This window comes from Blastococcus aurantiacus, from assembly GCF_900102425.1.
In the GTDB taxonomy this organism is placed as follows: Bacteria; Actinomycetota; Actinomycetes; order Mycobacteriales; family Geodermatophilaceae; genus Blastococcus; species Blastococcus aurantiacus.
In genome coordinates this window covers 145,214-160,567 of sequence record NZ_FNBT01000004.1, presented here as the reverse complement: position 1 = coordinate 160,567, position 15,354 = coordinate 145,214, and the positions used below count along the sequence as shown (strand labels likewise).

General features: G+C 74.6%; 17 protein-coding genes and 1 tRNA gene. 7 read left to right on the top strand and 11 right to left on the bottom strand.

Annotation, left to right across the window (positions count from 1 at the left end; all coding sequences use genetic code 11):
- Nucleotides 1-154 precede the first annotated feature (154 nt).
- A complete protein-coding gene (locus BLS70_RS09500) occupies nucleotides 155-2,377 on the top strand; it encodes a carbon starvation CstA family protein (protein WP_091766506.1) in 2,223 nt (740 codons plus the stop codon).
- Nucleotides 2,374-2,562, top strand: a complete 189-nt coding sequence (locus BLS70_RS09495; protein WP_091766503.1) for a YbdD/YjiX family protein — start codon at nucleotides 2,374-2,376, stop codon at nucleotides 2,560-2,562. The genes BLS70_RS09500 and BLS70_RS09495 overlap by 4 nt, the downstream gene beginning before the upstream one ends.
- Here BLS70_RS09495 and BLS70_RS09490 read toward each other — a convergent pair whose 3' ends face one another.
- Genes BLS70_RS09490 through hrcA form a run of 3 tightly spaced genes read right to left on the bottom strand, consistent with a single transcriptional unit; the run spans nucleotide 2,563 to nucleotide 5,498 of the window.
- Nucleotides 2,563-3,321 (bottom strand): 16S rRNA (uracil(1498)-N(3))-methyltransferase, encoded by a 759-nt coding sequence (locus BLS70_RS09490; protein WP_091766500.1) that lies wholly within the window; start codon nucleotides 3,319-3,321, stop codon nucleotides 2,563-2,565. It lies immediately after the preceding gene.
- Between the two features lie 6 nt (nucleotides 3,322-3,327).
- Nucleotides 3,328-4,461, bottom strand: coding sequence for a molecular chaperone DnaJ (gene dnaJ / locus BLS70_RS09485; RefSeq protein ID WP_091766497.1), 1,134 nt, complete (start codon nucleotides 4,459-4,461; stop codon nucleotides 3,328-3,330).
- Nucleotides 4,462-4,475: 14 nt separating this feature from the next.
- Complete coding sequence (hrcA, locus tag BLS70_RS09480) at nucleotides 4,476-5,498, bottom strand: heat-inducible transcriptional repressor HrcA (RefSeq protein ID WP_218122354.1); 1,023 nt, start codon at nucleotides 5,496-5,498, stop codon at nucleotides 4,476-4,478.
- On the opposite strand from hrcA, the gene BLS70_RS21710 reads away from it, so the two are divergent.
- On the top strand, nucleotides 5,397-6,113 hold the full coding sequence (locus tag BLS70_RS21710) for a type II toxin-antitoxin system VapB family antitoxin (protein WP_439645386.1): 717 nt from the start codon (nucleotides 5,397-5,399) through the stop codon (nucleotides 6,111-6,113). The genes hrcA and BLS70_RS21710 overlap by 102 nt on opposite strands.
- A gap of 58 nt (nucleotides 6,114-6,171) precedes the next feature.
- Here the strand turns inward: BLS70_RS21710 and BLS70_RS09470 are convergent, their stop codons facing one another.
- The 3 genes from BLS70_RS09470 to hemW all read right to left on the bottom strand — a co-directional run bounded on the left by BLS70_RS09470 (nucleotide 6,172) and on the right by hemW (nucleotide 8,070).
- Entirely contained in the window at nucleotides 6,172-6,498 is a 327-nt protein-coding gene (locus BLS70_RS09470; protein ID WP_091766491.1) for a TraR/DksA family transcriptional regulator, read from the bottom strand.
- 85 nt (nucleotides 6,499-6,583) lie between these two features.
- The gene (locus BLS70_RS09465) at nucleotides 6,584-6,763 is read right to left on the bottom strand and encodes a hypothetical protein (protein WP_091766488.1); all 180 of its coding nucleotides are present in this window, start codon (nucleotides 6,761-6,763) and stop codon (nucleotides 6,584-6,586) included.
- A gap of 86 nt (nucleotides 6,764-6,849) precedes the next feature.
- Complete coding sequence (gene hemW, locus BLS70_RS09460; RefSeq protein WP_091766485.1) at nucleotides 6,850-8,070, bottom strand: radical SAM family heme chaperone HemW; 1,221 nt, start codon at nucleotides 8,068-8,070, stop codon at nucleotides 6,850-6,852.
- Between the two features lie 48 nt (nucleotides 8,071-8,118).
- Between hemW and BLS70_RS09455 the strand changes: the two genes are divergently transcribed.
- Entirely contained in the window at nucleotides 8,119-8,889 is a 771-nt protein-coding gene (locus tag BLS70_RS09455) for an enoyl-CoA hydratase-related protein (RefSeq protein ID WP_091766482.1), read from the top strand.
- A gap of 7 nt (nucleotides 8,890-8,896) precedes the next feature.
- Here BLS70_RS09455 and BLS70_RS09450 read toward each other — a convergent pair whose 3' ends face one another.
- The 4 genes from BLS70_RS09450 to BLS70_RS20755 form a co-directional block, all read right to left on the bottom strand.
- On the bottom strand, nucleotides 8,897-9,208 hold the full coding sequence (locus BLS70_RS09450; RefSeq protein ID WP_091766478.1) for a hypothetical protein: 312 nt from the start codon (nucleotides 9,206-9,208) through the stop codon (nucleotides 8,897-8,899).
- A 40-nt stretch (nucleotides 9,209-9,248) separates the two neighbouring features.
- Nucleotides 9,249-10,994, bottom strand: coding sequence for a selenocysteine-specific translation elongation factor (gene selB, locus BLS70_RS09445; protein ID WP_091766475.1), 1,746 nt, complete (start codon nucleotides 10,992-10,994; stop codon nucleotides 9,249-9,251).
- On the bottom strand, nucleotides 10,985-12,316 hold the full coding sequence (gene selA, locus BLS70_RS09440) for an L-seryl-tRNA(Sec) selenium transferase (protein WP_091766472.1): 1,332 nt from the start codon (nucleotides 12,314-12,316) through the stop codon (nucleotides 10,985-10,987). Before selA ends, selB begins: the two co-directional genes overlap by 10 nt.
- A gap of 29 nt (nucleotides 12,317-12,345) precedes the next feature.
- Nucleotides 12,346-12,441: transfer RNA gene (locus BLS70_RS20755), tRNA-OTHER, on the bottom strand.
- A 62-nt stretch (nucleotides 12,442-12,503) separates the two neighbouring features.
- Here BLS70_RS20755 and BLS70_RS09435 point away from each other — a divergent pair.
- The 3 genes from BLS70_RS09435 to BLS70_RS09425 all read left to right on the top strand — a co-directional run bounded on the left by BLS70_RS09435 (nucleotide 12,504) and on the right by BLS70_RS09425 (nucleotide 14,446).
- Nucleotides 12,504-12,842, top strand: a complete 339-nt coding sequence (locus BLS70_RS09435) for a hypothetical protein (protein WP_091766469.1) — start codon at nucleotides 12,504-12,506, stop codon at nucleotides 12,840-12,842.
- 73 nt (nucleotides 12,843-12,915) lie between these two features.
- Nucleotides 12,916-13,923, top strand: a complete 1,008-nt coding sequence (selD, locus tag BLS70_RS09430; protein WP_091766466.1) for a selenide, water dikinase SelD — start codon at nucleotides 12,916-12,918, stop codon at nucleotides 13,921-13,923.
- Between the two features lies 1 nt (nucleotide 13,924).
- Nucleotides 13,925-14,446, top strand: a complete 522-nt coding sequence (locus BLS70_RS09425) for a P-loop nucleotide/nucleoside kinase family protein (protein WP_176946349.1) — start codon at nucleotides 13,925-13,927, stop codon at nucleotides 14,444-14,446.
- Between the two features lie 3 nt (nucleotides 14,447-14,449).
- Here the strand turns inward: BLS70_RS09425 and BLS70_RS09420 are convergent, their stop codons facing one another.
- Nucleotides 14,450-15,292 (bottom strand): patatin-like phospholipase family protein, encoded by an 843-nt coding sequence (locus BLS70_RS09420; protein ID WP_091766460.1) that lies wholly within the window; start codon nucleotides 15,290-15,292, stop codon nucleotides 14,450-14,452.
- Nucleotides 15,293-15,354: the final 62 nt, after the last annotated feature.

Below are 15,354 nucleotides of genomic sequence, written 5' to 3'. Positions count from 1 at the left end.
TCCTGCTTTTCCGCGGAAAAGCAGGCCGCTTCTCCGCGGAAAAGCAGGGCCCGTGGAGACACCGGTTCCGGGGAGCCGCAACGCGCCCGGCTCCTTATGCTCTCCGGTAGCCGACAGGGCCGGCAACGGGGCCGGCGTCGGGACGGAGGGCGTCATGTCCAGCTCTGTCACCACGGGCAGCCCGGCGAACGACGACGCGCCCGCCCCACCGGCCGGCGGGCGCCTGACGCCGCGGTCGATCGCGATCTGGGGCCTCGTCGCCGCGGTGGGCGCGGTCTGCTGGACGGTGCTCGCGCTGGCCCGGGGAGAGACCGTCTCCGCGCTGTGGGTGCTGTTCGCCGCCCTGTGCTCCTACGCGATCGCCTACCGCTTCTACGCCCGGTTCATCACCTACCGGGTGCTGCAGGTCGACGACCGGCGGGCGACGCCGGCCGAGCGCATGGACAACGGCATCGACTTCGACGTCACCGACCGGCGGGTGCTCTTCGGCCACCACTTCGCCGCCATCGCCGGGGCCGGCCCGCTGGTGGGTCCGGTGCTGGCCGCCCAGATGGGCTACCTACCCGGCACGATCTGGATCGTCGTCGGCGTCATCTTCGCCGGCGCCGTCCAGGACCTCACCGTCCTGTTCTTCTCCATGCGCCGCAACGGCAAGAGCCTCGGTCAGATGGTGCGCGAGGAGATCGGCGTCGTCGGCGGGATCGCCGCGCTCATCGCCGTCTTCGCCATCATGATCATCATCCTGGCGGTGCTGGCGCTCATCGTGGTCAACGCGCTGGCGGAGTCCCCGTGGGGCGTCTTCTCCATCGCGCTGACCATCCCCATCGCGCTGTTCATGGGCGTCTACCTGCGCCGGCTGCGGCCCGGGAGGGTGCTCGAGGCCACCGGCATCGGCGTGGCCCTGCTGCTGCTGGCGATCGTCGGCGGCGGCCTGATCGAGGACACCGGCCTGGGCGACGCGCTGACCCTGTCCAAGGAGTGGCTGGTCCTCGCCCTGGTCGTCTACGGGTTCGTCGCCTCGGTGCTTCCGGTCTGGCTGCTGCTGACCCCTCGCGACTACCTGTCGACCTTCATGAAGATCGGCGTGATCGTCCTGCTGGCGATCAGCCTGCTGATCGCGCGCCCCGTGCTCCAGGCCGAGGCGGTCACCGACTTCGCCCGGGAGGGCACCGGCCCGGTGTTCGCCGGGTCGCTGTTCCCCTTCGTCTTCATCACCATCGCCTGCGGTGCGCTCTCGGGCTTCCACGCGCTCATCGCGTCGGGGACGACGCCGAAGATGGTGGCCAAGGAGAGCCAGGTCCGCCTCATCGGCTACGGCGGCATGCTGATGGAGTCCTTCGTCGCGATCAGCGCGCTCATCGCCGCCTGCGTCATCGACCAGGGCCTCTACTTCGCGATGAACAGCCCGGCCGGTGCCACCGGCGGTACCGCGGAGAGCGCCGCCGCGTTCATCAACGGCCTCGGCTTCGACACGACGGCGCAGACCCTGGGCGCCGCGGCCGCCGCGGTCCAGGAGGACACGCTCATCTCGCGCACCGGTGGCGCCCCGACGCTCGCCGTCGGCATCTCGCAGATCTTCAGCGACGCGTTCGGCGGCGGCGGCCAGGCCTTCTGGTACCACTTCGCGATCATGTTCGAGGCGCTGTTCATCCTCACCGCCGTCGACGCCGGCACCCGCGTGGGCCGGTTCATGCTGCAGGACACGATCGGCAACGTCTGGAAGAAGTTCGGCGACCTGTCGTGGCGGCCGGGCAACATCATCGCCAGCGCGGTCGTCGTCGGCCTCTGGGGTTCGGTGCTCTACATCGGTGTGACCGATCCGCTGGGTGGCGTGAACCAGCTCTTCCCGCTGTTCGGCATCGCCAACCAGCTGCTCGCCGCCATCGCGCTGACACTGGTCACGGTGCTGCTCATCAAGCACGGCAAGTTGCGCTACGCATGGGTGTCCGGCATCCCCCTCGTCTGGGATCTCGTGGTGACGATGACGGCCAGCTACCAGAAGGTCTTCTCCTCCGATCCGCGCGTGGGCTACTTCCAGCAGCGGCAGGTGTACGCCGACGCCCGGGACGCCGGGGAGGTGCTGGCCCCTGCGACCGACATGTCGGAGATGGACCAGGTCGTCTTCAACTCCACGCTCAACGGCGTCCTGCAGGCGCTGTTCGCCGTGCTCGTGCTGGTCGTGGTGGTCAACGCGGTGGTGGTCATCGCGAAGGCGATCATGGTCGGCCGGCTGCCGACGACCGAGGAGCCGCCGACGCCGTCGCGGCTGGTGGAGCCGGCCGGCTTCTGGGCGACGCCCGAGGAGAAGGAGGCCCTCGCCGAGCACCAGCGGCTCGTGGGCGCCGGAGCCGGGCGGACCGAGGCGGAGGAGAAGTGACCGCCGCCGTCGTCCGGGCCTGGCAGGGCGTGCGCTGGTACCTGCGCGAGTTCACCGGCGAGGCGCGCTGGGACCGCTACCTTGAGCACTGCGCGGAGCACGGCCACGAGCCGATGACCCGGCGCGAGTACGAGCGCCGACGCTCCGACGCCCTGGAGGCGAACCCCATCAGCCGCTGCTGCTGACTACGTCCAGCGGGTGCGGGCGGACAACGCGGCCAGCGCAGCGGCGCCCGCGGTCGACGTGCGCAGCACCTCCGGGCCCAGCCGCACCGGCTCGGCACCGGCGGCGCGGAAGGCGACGACCTCGCCGTCGGTGAGCCCGCCCTCGGGGCCGACGACGACGGCGACGGTCCCACTGTCGGGCACGGTCAGCCCGGCCATCGGGCGGCGCGCCTGCTCGTGCAGGACCACGGCGAGGTCGGCGTCCCCGAGCAGCCCGCACACCTCGCGGGTCGACATCGGCTCGGTCACCTCGGGCACCCGCGGACGGCGGGACTGCTTGCTGGCCGCCCGCGCGGCGGCGCGCCACTTGGCCACGCCCTTGGCCACCCGGTCGTCCCGCCAGCGGGTCACGCACCGCGACGCCGTCCACGGCACGATGCGGTCGACGCCCAGCTCGGTGGCGAGGTCCACCGCCAGCGGCCCGCGGTCGCCCTTGGGCAGGGCCTGCACCAGCACGAACTCCGGCCGCGGGGCGGGCACCTCGAAGCGGGCGCTCACCGCCACGCGCAGCCCCTGCGGTCCGGCCGACACGACCTCGCCCTCGGCGACCGTGCCCTGGCCGTCGCCGACCCGGACCCGCTCCCCCGGCTCCAGGCGCAGCACGTCCACGGCGTGCCGGCCCTCGGCGCCGTCGACCAGCAGCTCCGGGGTCTCCGGCAGGTCATCGAGCAGGAACAGCGGTGCGCCGTCGAGCTCGGGGACACCGACGTCGGTGGTCACGGCCGATCAGCGCCCGTGGAAGGCGTCGCGCACCCGGGAGAAGAGCCCGCCCTGGGCCTCGCGGTTGGACTCCGGCTGGTCCTCGCCCCGCAGCGCCGCCAGCTCGCGCATCAGCTTCTCCTGCTCGGCGTCGAGCCTGGTCGGGGTGACGACGTCCACGTGCACGACGAGGTTGCCCCGGCCGGTGGCGCGCAGCCGGGGGGCGCCGTGGGCCCGGAGGGTGAGCACGCTGCCCGACTGGGTGCCCGGAGCGATGTCCAGCTCCTCCTCGCCGTCGAGGGTCTTGAGGTTGAGCGTGGTGCCCAGCGCCGCGGCGGTCATGGGCAGGGTGACCCGGCAGTGCAGGTCCTCGCCGTCCCGGGTGAAGACGTCGTGCGGGCGCTCGTGCACCTCGACGTAGAGGTCGCCGGCCGGACCCCCACCGGGGCCGACCTCGCCCTGGCCGGTGAGCCGGATCCGCATGCCGTCCTCGACGCCGGCGGGCACCTTCACCGAGATGTTCCGGCGGGCGCGCACGCGGCCGTCGCCGGCGCACTTGCCGCAGGGCTCGGGGATGACCGTCCCGGTGCCCGAGCAGGTCGGGCACGTGCGGCTGGACACCACCTGGCCGAGGAAGCTGCGCTGGACGCTCTGCACCTCACCGCGCCCGGAGCAGGTCGTGCAGGTGGTGACGTGCGTTCCGGGGGCCGTCCCGGCGCCTGCGCAGACGTCGCAGAGGACGGCGGTGTCGACGGTGAGTTCCTTGACGGTGCCGAACACGGCCTCGTCGAGCTCGAGCTCGAGCGGGATGAGCGCGTCGCGGCCGGCCCGGGTGCGGCCCCGGGGGCCGCGGGTGGTGGCGCCGCCGAAGAAGGCGTCCATGATGTCGCCCAGCCCGCCGAAGCCGGCGCCGCCGAAGCCGTTCCCGCCGGCACCGCCGCCGGTCTCGAACGGGTCGCCGCCCAGGTCGACGATCCGGCGCTTCTCGGGGTCCGTCAGCGCCTCGTAGGCGCGGGTGACCTCCTGGAAGCGCTCCTTGGCCTCGGGGTCGGGGTTGACGTCGGGGTGCAGATCCCTCGCCAGCCGCCGGTAGGCGCGCTTGATGTCGGAGTCGCTGGCCTCGCGGGCCAGGCCCAGGACGCCGAAGTAGTCGGTTGCCATGAAGTTGTTCGTCCTCAGCTCTCGGCCAGGATCTGGCCGACGTAGCGGGCCACGGCGCGGACCGCGGCCATGTTCGTGGGGTAGTCCATGCGGGTCGGCCCGACGATGCCGAGGCCGCCGAGCGCGCGGTCCGCGGAGCCGTAGCCGACGGTGACCAGCGATGCGCCGGTCAGGGCCTCGTGCGCGTTCTCCTCGCCGATGCGGACCAGCACGGTGCCCGCATCGACCTCGCTGATCAGCCGGAGGACGACGACCTGCTCCTCCAGCGCCTCCAGCAGGGGGCTGACGGTGCCCTGGAAGTCCAGCGCGTTGCCGCGGGCCAGGTTCGCCGTCCCGCCGATGACCAGCCGGTCCTCGCTGGGCTCGACGAGGGTCTCCAGCAGCGTGGAGCTGACCGTGGCGACCAGACCGCGCAGGTGCGCCGGTGCCGTCTCCAGCAGGTCGGGCACCTTGTCGCCGGCCTCGGTCAGCTTCACCCCGGTGAAGGCGGAGTTGAGCAGCGTGCGGAGCTCGGCGACCGCGCCGGCGTCGATGTCGGCCGGGCAGTCGACGACGCGCTGCTCGACGCGGCCGGTGTCGGTGATGAGCACCAGCATGAGCCGGGCGGCCGACACCTGCACCACCTCGAGGTGGCGGACGGCGCTGCGCGAGAGCGTCGGGTACTGCACCACCGCCACCTGGCGGGTCAACTGGGCCAGCAGGCGCACGGTGCGGCCCAGGACGTCGTGCAGGTCGACCGCGCCGTCGAGGAACCGCTCGATGGCCCGCCGCTCGGCCACCGACAGCGGCTTGACCGCCGAGAGCCGGTCGACGAAGAGCCGGTAGCCCTTGTCGGTGGGCACCCGACCGGCGCTGGTGTGCGGCTGCGTGATGTAGCCCTGCTCCTCGAGCACCGCCATGTCGTTGCGGATGGTGGCCGGGGAGACGCCCAGGTCGTGCCGGTCGGCCAGCGCCTTGCTGCCCACCGGGTCGTTGGTGGAGACGTAGTCCTGGACGATTGCCCGGAGAACCTCCAGGCGGCGTTCGTCGTGCGCCACGAGACACCTCCCCGTACCGGTCGACCTGCCGCGCGGTACCCATGGCGCCGTCCCCGAGGCTGCGGCCGGGGACCGACACCTGCTGGCACTCGCACGGTCGGAGTGCCAGCCCAGCATACGACCGCCGCGCTCCGTCGTCGCGTGGCTCGCGGTGCCCGCGGCCCTGACGGCCGCCCTCCCCGGCCGATAGGGTGGACGCCGTCGGCGCCCCGGCGGACAGAGAGCGGAGACGGTCCCCTGATCTTCAAGGCGGTTCGAGAAGGGCGCCCGTACCCCGACCACGGTCTGTCCCCCCGCGACTGGGCGATGATCCCGCCGCGGCAGGTCCGCATGGACACCCTGACGACGACGAAGCGGCAGCTGGCGTTGGACGCCCTGCTGGCCGACGACTCGACCTTCTACGGCGACCTGTTCCCGCACGCCGTCCAGTGGCACGGCGAGCTGTACCTGGAGGACGGCCTGCACCGCGCCCTGCGGGCCGCGCTGCAGCAGCGCAACGTCATCCACGTGCGGGTGCTCGACCTCGACGCACTCAGCCCGGTGCAGAGCTCGTCCGGTCCGGCCACGGCCGCGATCCCCGCCCAGCCCCCGGTCCCCGGTCCGCGTTCCAGCTGAACCGGCGGCCGGGCCCCCCGCCCGGCGCGCGGGCGGAGGGCCGGCCGGTGAGCGCCGGTCAGCGCCGGTCGGTGCAGGCCACGCAGGACCCGGCGTAGGGGCGCAGCTCCAGGCGCTCCTCGGGGATCACGGCGCCGCAGTGGACGCACGCGCCGTAGGTGCCGGCGGTGATCCGCTCGAGGGCCTGGTCGATCGCGGTGATCGTCTCCTGCAACGAGGCACTTCGGCGGAGCGCGACCGGGTCGGGCACCGACTGGGCGCACTCGAGGAGGGCTTCCTCCCGCTGGCGGACGCAGTCGGCGCGCTGCTCGTCGAGCAGGGTGCGGAAGGCGTCCCACCGGGAGTCGCCGGCGGGCAGGTCCGTGTTGTCGAGCGTGGTGGTCATGTCGTGTCCTCGGGAGGTATGCGAAAGGACGCGATCACCCGGGGGGTGCGCGTCAGGAAAGGGTGCTGCGGGACTCGGGAACGAGTCAGGCGAACTGCGGCGGGGCCCTGTCCTGGCTGCGACGGAGTACGTCGAGTCCTCGCAGCCCTCGGGCCCGGCGGTTCATCGCCAGGGCCAGCAGCATGCCGCCCGTCAGCGCGGGGGCACCGGCGACGGCCACCCCCGGCGGGGACGTCGGGGCCGCGCGGAACGTGTGCACGTCCACCGCCGACCACCTCTCACCCGCCCGGCACCGTTGCCGGAGAGAGGAGACCCTAGCCCAGGAACCGGCCCCCGGCCCGGGCTTTTCGGCTAGTCGGTGAGGTCGCGGACCAGTGCGTCGGCCAGCAGCCGACCGGGATCGGTGAGGACGGCGCGCCCTCCCGCGTGCGCCGCCCCGTCGAGCAGTCCCCGGGCGACGGCGTCCGCGGCGCGGCGGCGGCCCAGCTCCGACAGCAGGTCCAGCGGCAGCCCCTCGCGCAACCGGAGCCCGAGCATGACGGTCTCCAGCGCGCGGTCGTCGTCGTCGAGCAGCTCGGCGTCGGCGTGCGGGCTGAGACCTGCGGCCAGCCGGTCGGCGTAGGCAGCCGGGTGCTTGACGTTCCACCAGCGCAGCCCACCGACGTGGCTGTGCGCGCCCGGGCCGACGCCCCACCAGTTGGCGTTGGCCCAGTAGAGCTCGTTGTGCCGGCAGCGGGCGGCGTCCGAGGTGGCCCAGTTCGACACCTCGTACCAGTCGAACCCGGCCCGGCGCAGCGTCGTGTCGGCCTGCTCGTAGCGGTCGGCGAGGACGTCGTCGTCGGGCATCGGCAGCTCGCCGCGGCTGATCCGCCGGGCCAGCCGGGTGCCGTCCTCGACGATGAGGGCGTAGGCGCTCACGTGGTCGACGGGTGAGGCGAGGACGGCGTCCAGCGAGGCGGCCCAGTCGGCGTCGGTCTCCCCCGGCGTGCCGTAGATGAGGTCGAGGTTGACGTGCTCGAAGCCGGCGGCCCGCGCGTCGTGCGCGGCCTGCACCGCCCGGCCCGGTGTGTGCCGCCGGTCTAGGACGGCGAGGACGTGCTCCGCGGCGGACTGCATGCCGAGGCTCACCCGCGTGAAGCCGGCCTCCCGCAGTCGCTCCAGGTACGGGCGGTCGACGGTCTCGGGGTTGGCCTCGGTGGTGACCTCGACGTCGTCGGCCACCGGGAAGAGCCGGCGCACCTCGGCCAGCACCGCCGCCAGGTCGCCGGCCGGCAGGAGCGTGGGCGTGCCGCCGCCGACGAACACCGTGGAGACCGTGGGCAGGTCCGGGCCGAGGACCCGGGCGGCCCGGCGGAGCTCGTCGATCGCCGTCCCCGCGTACTCGGCGCGGTTGGCGCCCGGCCCGAGCTCGTCGGAGGTGTAGGTGTTGAAGTCGCAGTAGCCGCAGCGGGTCGCGCAGAAGGGCACGTGCACGTAGAGGCCGAACGGAGTGCTCGTGAGGCCGTCGCGAGCGGACTCCGGAAGCTCGAGCGGCGGGACGGCGCGCTCCACCAGGGGCAGGACGGTGTTCATCTGCTCCCAGTGTGCCGCGCCCGCGCCCGGGAGCGGCAGGATGCGGCTGTGACCCACGACCGAGTGATCCAGGTGAGCGTGTCCGCCGGCGTCGCGACGCTCACCCTCGACTCCCCGGCGAACCGCAACGCGCTGTCGGCCGCGCTGCGCGCGCAGCTGCGGACCGCGCTCACCGACGCGCTGGCCGACGACGCCGTGCGGGTGGTCGTGCTGGACCACACCGGCCGGGTGTTCTGCTCGGGCATGGACCTCGCCGAGGCGGCCGGTGGATCGTCCGACGACCAGGGGGTCCGCGAGTTCCCCGAGCTGCTGCAACTGCTCTGGTCCTCGCCCAAGCCCGTGGTCGCCGTCGTCCGCGGGCCGGCGCGGGCCGGTGGCATGGGCCTGGCCGCCGCGTGCGACGTCGTCGTCGCCGCGTCGTCGGCCAGCTTCGCCTTCTCCGAGGTGCGCCTGGGCCTGGTGCCGGCGGTCATCTCCGCGGTGGTGCTGCCCCGGATGAGGACGCACGTGGCGCACCGGCTGATGCTGACCGGCGAGGTGTTCGACGCCGCGACCGCCGCCGCGGGGGGGCTGGTCGACCTGGTCGCGGATCCCGAGGAGCTCGACGCCGTCGTCGCCGGTCAGCTCACCGCGCTCGCGGCCGGCGCCCCCACCGCGCTGGCGGAGACGAAGCGGCTGCTGCGCTCGCGGCAGCCGGACCTCGAGTTCGGCGACCTGCTGGCCCTGTCCGCCCGCTTCTTCGCCGGCGAGGAGGGCCAGGAGGGCATCGCGAGCTTCCGCGAGAAGCGCCCGGCCCGCTGGGTGCCGACGTCGGACTGAGCCGACGTCAACGGAGGTCGAGCGTGTCCAGCTCGGCCGCCGAACCCCGGATGTGCAGCCGGAGGCCGTCGTCCTCCTCGATCTGCCAGTCCAGGAACGCGCAGCACGTCCTCTCGACCTCCACCAGGTACTCGAGCTCTGCCCTCGTCGCGTCGTCGCTGCGGTAGACCAGCAGCAGTTCCTGGTCCTGCCGGACGCGGTGGGTGAGCGACCGCTCGCCGAGCTGCCGCCAGCGCTGCAGCTGGGCCGCACCGTCTGTCACCCCGAGCGTGCAGGCCACCGGGAGCAGGGGCAGCTCCGTGCGCGAGGCGTCGTCCATGCCGCGGATGCTCGTCGCCTTCGCGCCGGCCGTCGAGGGGTCAGCGCAGGCGACGGGTGTTGTCCGGCTGTCGCGCGGTGATGCCGTGTGCGTCCAGCCACTCCATGAGCGGGACGGCGACGCGGCGGCTGGTGCCCCACGCCTGCCGCGCCTGGCTGACGGAGAACGGCTGCGGCAGGCCGGCCAGCCGCGCGCGGGCCACCTCGGCGATGCCCGGGGCCAGGTAGACGGCCTCGGCGACCCGCACCAGCTGACCGCTGCGCACCGCGGCGGCCAGCTCGCGCGGTCCGAGACCGGCGGCCGCGAGGTCCGGCGTCGCCGGTGCGGCGAAGGGATCCTCGGCCAGCCGCCTGCGGACGGCGTCGACCGCGTGCTGGACCTCCGGAGGCAGCTCGGCCGCGGCGTCCACCACGCGGCCGTCGCGGAGCGCCAGCGGCTGCCGGACGAGCGCCCGGACCAGGTCGGCGTCGGGCAGCTCCAGTGCCCGGCGGACGATCTCGACGGGCGGACCGGGCTCGAGCGGGCGGAGTGTGCGGTAGCGGGCCACGATGTCGGGCACCCGCGCGGCGAGTGCGTCGGCCAGGCCTGGGGCGAGCAGCCACGGTCCCTGCTCGTCGGCGTCGTCGGGAACCGTCCATCCCATGGCGGTGAACTCGGCGGTGCGCACGATCCGCCGCCGGGCCAGGTCCGCGGATGCCGCCTCGGTGGCGTCGCCCTGGGCGGCGAGCTCCGCGCCCCGCTGTCGGGCGGCACCCCGGCGGCGCAGCTCGGGCGGGTCGACGTCCCGGACGTCCGCGCCGAGCACCCGGCGCGTGCCCGGCTCGCGCACCAGCAGCCGATCGCCGACGCGCAGCGGCAGCGCTGTCTCGAGCCGGAGGCGGACGACGGCGCCGTCGAGCGGGCGCAGCCGGGCACCGACGGTGGCCGACCCCACGTGCACGACCGCCTCGCCGGGCAGCCGGTCCTCACCCGCGCCGACCAGCGACACGTCCAGCTCCGCGGTGCTGCGGAAAGCCCCCGGTGTCAGCAGCGCGTCGCCGCGGGAGAGCTCCTCGACCGCGACGCCCCGCAGGTTGAGCGCGACGCGGGCGGTCGCCTGCGCCCGCTCGACCGGCCGGCCCAGGGACTGCACGCCCCGCACGACCACGTCCCGGTCCCCCAGCCGCAGCCGGTCCTCCGGCGCGATCGAACCCGCGGCGAGCGTCCCGGTCACGACTGTCCCCGCGCCCTTGATGGTGAACGCCCGGTCGATCCACAGCCGCACGGGCGCGGTCGGATCGGGCGCGGGAAGGTCCGCCAGCAGCCTCTCCAGCGCGGCGGCGAACTCGGGGATACCTGCTCCGGTCAGGGCGCTGACGGCGACCGCCGGGAGCTCCCCCATCGACGTACCGGCCAGCCGCTCCCGCACGTCGGCGAGCACGGGTGCGGGATCGGCGAGGTCGGACTTGGTGACGGCGAGCAACGCGTGCCGCACGCCGAGGGCGTCCAGGACGGCGACGTGCTCGGCCGTCTGCGCGGACCACCCGTCGTCGGCGGCGACCACCAGGAGCGCGGCCGGCACCGACCCGATGCCGGCGAGCATGTTGCCGATGAACCGCTCGTGGCCAGGGACGTCGACGACGGCGACCGTGCGCCCCGACGGCAGCTCGGTCCAGGCGAACCCGAGGTCGATGGTGAGCCCGCGGCGCCGCTCCTCGGCCCAGCGGTCGGGCTCCATGCCGGTGAGCGCCCGCACCAGCGCCGACTTGCCGTGGTCGACGTGTCCCGCGGTGGCGATCACGTCCACCGGCGGCCAACCTCCAGCACCGCGTCGGCCAGGGCGTCGTCGTCCGCAGGTGCCAGGCTGCGCATGTTGAGCAGGGTGCGGCCGTCCTCCAGGTAGCCGACGACCGGCCGCGCGCCCCGCCGCAACGGTTCGGCGAACCCGGCGGGCAGGGAGATCGCGACGCCGGCCAGCGGGTGCTCGGGCGCTCCACCCCCACCGACGCGCGCCGGTGCGTCGACGACGTGGGCGTCGATGCCCGCCGCGGTGAGCCGCCCGGCCACGGCGTCGGCGCGGGCCCGCAGCCCTGAGGGCTCCGCCGCCAGCATCTGCTGCACCGGAGGCAGCGGCCCGCGCAGCGTCGCCTCCAGGGCCGCGAGCGTCGTCTTGTCCACGCGCAGGGCCCGGTAGAGCGGGTGCCGGCGCAGCCGCTGGACCAGGTCCGCGCGGCCGAGCACCAGCCCCGCCTGCGGACCGCCCAGCAGCTTGTCGCCGCTGGAGAGGACGAGGTCGGCGCCCATGGCGAGGGTCGACTGCAGGTCGGGCTCCTCGGGCAGCAGCGGGTGGGCGCGGATGAGTCCCGAGCCGACGTCTGCCACCAGCGGGACTCCGGTGCCGGCGAGCGCCCCGGCCAGCTCGTCCACCTCGACCGCCCGGGTGAACCCGCGGACGACGAAGTTCGAGGGGTGCACCTTGAGCACCGCGCCGGTGTCGGGCCCCAGCGCGCGGCGGTAGTCCTCGGCCGTGACGCGGTTGGTCGTGCCCACCTCGCGCAGCCGGGCGCCGGTGGACTCCAGCAGCTCGGGGATGCGAAAACCGTCACCGATCTCGACCAGCTCGCCGCGGGCCAGCACGAGCTCGCGGCCCTGCCCGAACGCGGTGGCGACGAGGCTCAGGGCGGCGGCGCAGTTGTTCACCACGATGGCCGCCTCGGCGGCGGGGACGGCGTCGAGCAGGGCGCCGATCGCCGCCTCGCCGCGCGGCCCGCGCCGCCCCGTGGCCAGGTCGATCTCGACATCGGTGGTGCCGGCGGCCGCGATGATCGCCTCGACCGCGGCCGGTGACAGCGGCGCCCGGCCCAGGTTGGTGTGCACCAGCACGCCGGTGGCGTTGAGCACCGGCCGCAGACTGCTCGCCGTCGGCGGCAGCGCGTCGAGGACGGCGGTCAGCGCGTCGTCGGGCGTGAGCTCCCCGGCGCGGATCCGGTCCTGGACCCCGGTGACGGCCGACTTGACCAGCGCACGGCCCAGCCGTTGCTCCGCCGCCCGCACCGGCGGCTCGGCGAGCAGGGCGTCGGTCCGCGGCACCGAGCGTCGCGGGTCCTGGCTGCGGGGCTGGTCGGGCATCGCACCGCAGCGTAGGCGGGCGGAGGAGGTGGCGGAGGCGGACGGGAATCGAACCCGCCTGACCGAGGTACTCGGCCACGTCGGCTTTAGAGGCCGCGGGGGCCACCAGACACCCTGACGCCTCCGTCGGGCAGCCTACGTGCCGGCGCGACGAAAACTGTCGGAGGTCGCTGCCAGCATCCCCCTCGTGAACCGCACCGAGTCCCGCTCCCCCGCGCTCCTGCCGCCGGTCACCCTCACGCCCGAGGAGGCCGCCGCCGTCGCCGTGGCGCTGGCCGCCCAGCCCGACGGCCCGTTCGCCGACGCCGGTCGCCTGGCGCTGGAGAAGGTGCTCGCGGTGCTCGAACCCGACCCGCACGCGCGGGCCGAGCTCCGCGACGCGGGCCGGCGGACCAGCGCCCAGTTGCGTCGCTCCGCCAGCGAGCCCGGTTCCCGGTCGCGGCACCCCGCGGGCCGGGCACGCCGTCCCGAGCCGGACGCCGTCCAGCCGCCCCGGCTGGTCCTGCTCCCCGGAGGCCGGGCCTGACCGGGCTCCATGCTGTCCGCCCCGCTCCCGTGCTGTCGGGCACCCTGCGCCCAGGCGAACTAGCGTCGGAACCGTGACGACGACTGCCCCTCCGGTCCGGCTGACGCAGTACGCCCACGGCGGGGGCTGCGCCTGCAAGATCCCGCCCGGCGAGCTGGAGGCCGTCGTCTCGGGCCTGACCGCGCGCGGACCGGCCGACCCCGCTGCCGAACTGGTCATCGGTCTGGACGACGGCGACGACGCGGCGGTCGTCCGCATCGCCGGCGGGCAGGGCCTGGTGCTGACGACCGACTTCTTCACCCCGGTGGTCGACGACGCGTACACCTTCGGCCGGATCGCCGCGGCCAACGCGCTGTCCGACGTCTACGCGATGGGCGGCACCCCCGTGGTCGCGGTGAACCTGCTGGGCTGGCCGCGCGACGTGCTGCCGGCCGAACTCGCCGCGGAGGTGCTGCGCGGCGGCCTGGAGGTGGCGCACGAGGCGGGTTGCCACGTCGGCGGTGGGCACTCGATCGACGACCCCGAGCCCAAGTACGGCATGGCCGTCACCGGAGTGGTCGACGTCGACCGGATCATCACCAACTCCGGCGCCGTGGCCGGCACCCCGCTGAGCCTCACCAAGCCGCTGGGCGTCGGGGTGCTGAACAGCCGGATGAAGGCGACCGGCGAGGTCTCGGAGGAGGCCGTCGCCTCGATGACCGCGCTCAACCGCGAGGCGGGGCAGGCCGCGGTGGCCGCGGGCATCCGCGCCGGCACCGACGTCACGGGATTCGGCCTGCTCGGCCACCTCTACAAGATGGCGCGGGCCAGCGGCGTGACGGCGGTGGTCGACGCCGCCGCCGTCCCGTACCTCACCGGCGCCCGCGAGGCACTGGCGGCGGGGTTCGTCTCCGGCGGCACCCGGCGCAACCTGGACTGGGTGCGCGCGCACACCGACCTGTCGGCCGTGTCCGAGGACGAGGCGCTGCTGCTGGCCGATGCGCAGACCTCCGGCGGGCTGCTGCTCGGCGGCGAGGTGCCCGGTGCCCCGGTCATCGGCGAGTTCGTGCCCCGCGGGGAGCACGTCGTCGTCGTCCGCTGACGTGCTCGTCGTCGTGTCGGGCCTGCCCGGCACCGGGAAGTCTGCGGTCGCCGCCGGACTCGCCGCCCGCTCCGGAGCCGTCCACCTGTCCATCGACACGGTCGAGGACGCCCTCCTCGGATCCGGACTCCCGCCCGGGTGGCGGACCGGGGTGGCCGCCTACGAGGCAGCGCGGGCCGTCGCTGAGCAGAACCTCGCGCTCGGGCTGACCGTCGTGGTGGACGCGGTGAACGACAGCGAGCCGGCCCGGGGCACCTGGCGGGCCGGGGCAGCCGCCACGGACAGCGACCTCGTGTTCGTGGTGCTGACGCTCGACGACCCGGTCGAACACCGTCGGCGGCTGGAGACCCGGCTCCGGGACCTGGCGCACGTACCCGAGCCGTCGTGGAACGAGGTCATGGCGCGCGCAGCGGCGTACGCGCCGTGGGCCGAGGGCGAATGCCTGCGGGTCGACGCGCGGCGCCCGGTCGACGAGCTGGTGGTGGAGCTGGTCGGCCGGCTCGCCGGTGACCCTCCGTCCTGAGGGTCAGCCCCAGAAGGCGCGGGCGGCCTCGAGGGTGGCGGCGGCCTGCGCCCGGCCGGCGCGCGCCGAGGGCTCGCGGGTGGCCGGGTCGAGCACGTTGCTGCCGAAGGCCGCGAGCGCCGCCTCGTCCGCGGTGACCACGTGCACCTCGGCCTCCTTCTCCAGGATCTCGATCTCCCGGTCCAGGCCGGGGCCGAGCAGCCCACCGGGCATGCCGCGCGTCGGCGTCACCACGAGGACCTTCTCGCAGCCCGCGGCCAGGTCGGCGTTGGTGACCGAGCGCATGCCGCCGTCCATCAGCCGCCGGCCGTTCACGGTGACCGGCGGCCAGACGCCGGGGACGGCGCAGCTGGCGGTCACGGCGTCGAGCAGGCGCACGCCCGAGGACGCGTCGAACGGCAGGAACTCCCCGTCCGCCGTGTCGACGGCGGTGATGATCAGCCGTGCGATCGGCCACTCCGGGTCGCCGATGCGGCCCTCGATGATGGCGCGGCGCTGGGCCTCGGGGACGGCGTCCACGGTGAGGGCGAGCGCACCGAGGCGGGCCCGCGCGTCCTGCTCGCCGGTGTTGCCCTTCATCGCCTCGGCGAAGGCTGCCATGGCGGAGACGCCGTCGAACTCGACCTTCAGCTCCCCGACGGGCGGGAGGAGCTGGCGCTCGTAGAGGCCCTGCAGGTCGCCGCTGAGCCGCAGCTGCGCACCCACGACGGAGCCGGCCGACGTCCCGACGATCAGGTCGGCGGACGTGACGTCGACGCCCTCGGCGGCCCAGCCGCTCAGCAGTCCGAGCTCCCAGGCGATACCGGCGACACCGCCGCCTCCGAGAACGAGTGCACGTGTCGCCATCGAGGGGGCTCCTTGCGTCGACCGGGTGGGATCAGCGCCAGGCTAGGGGTGCGGTCAACCAC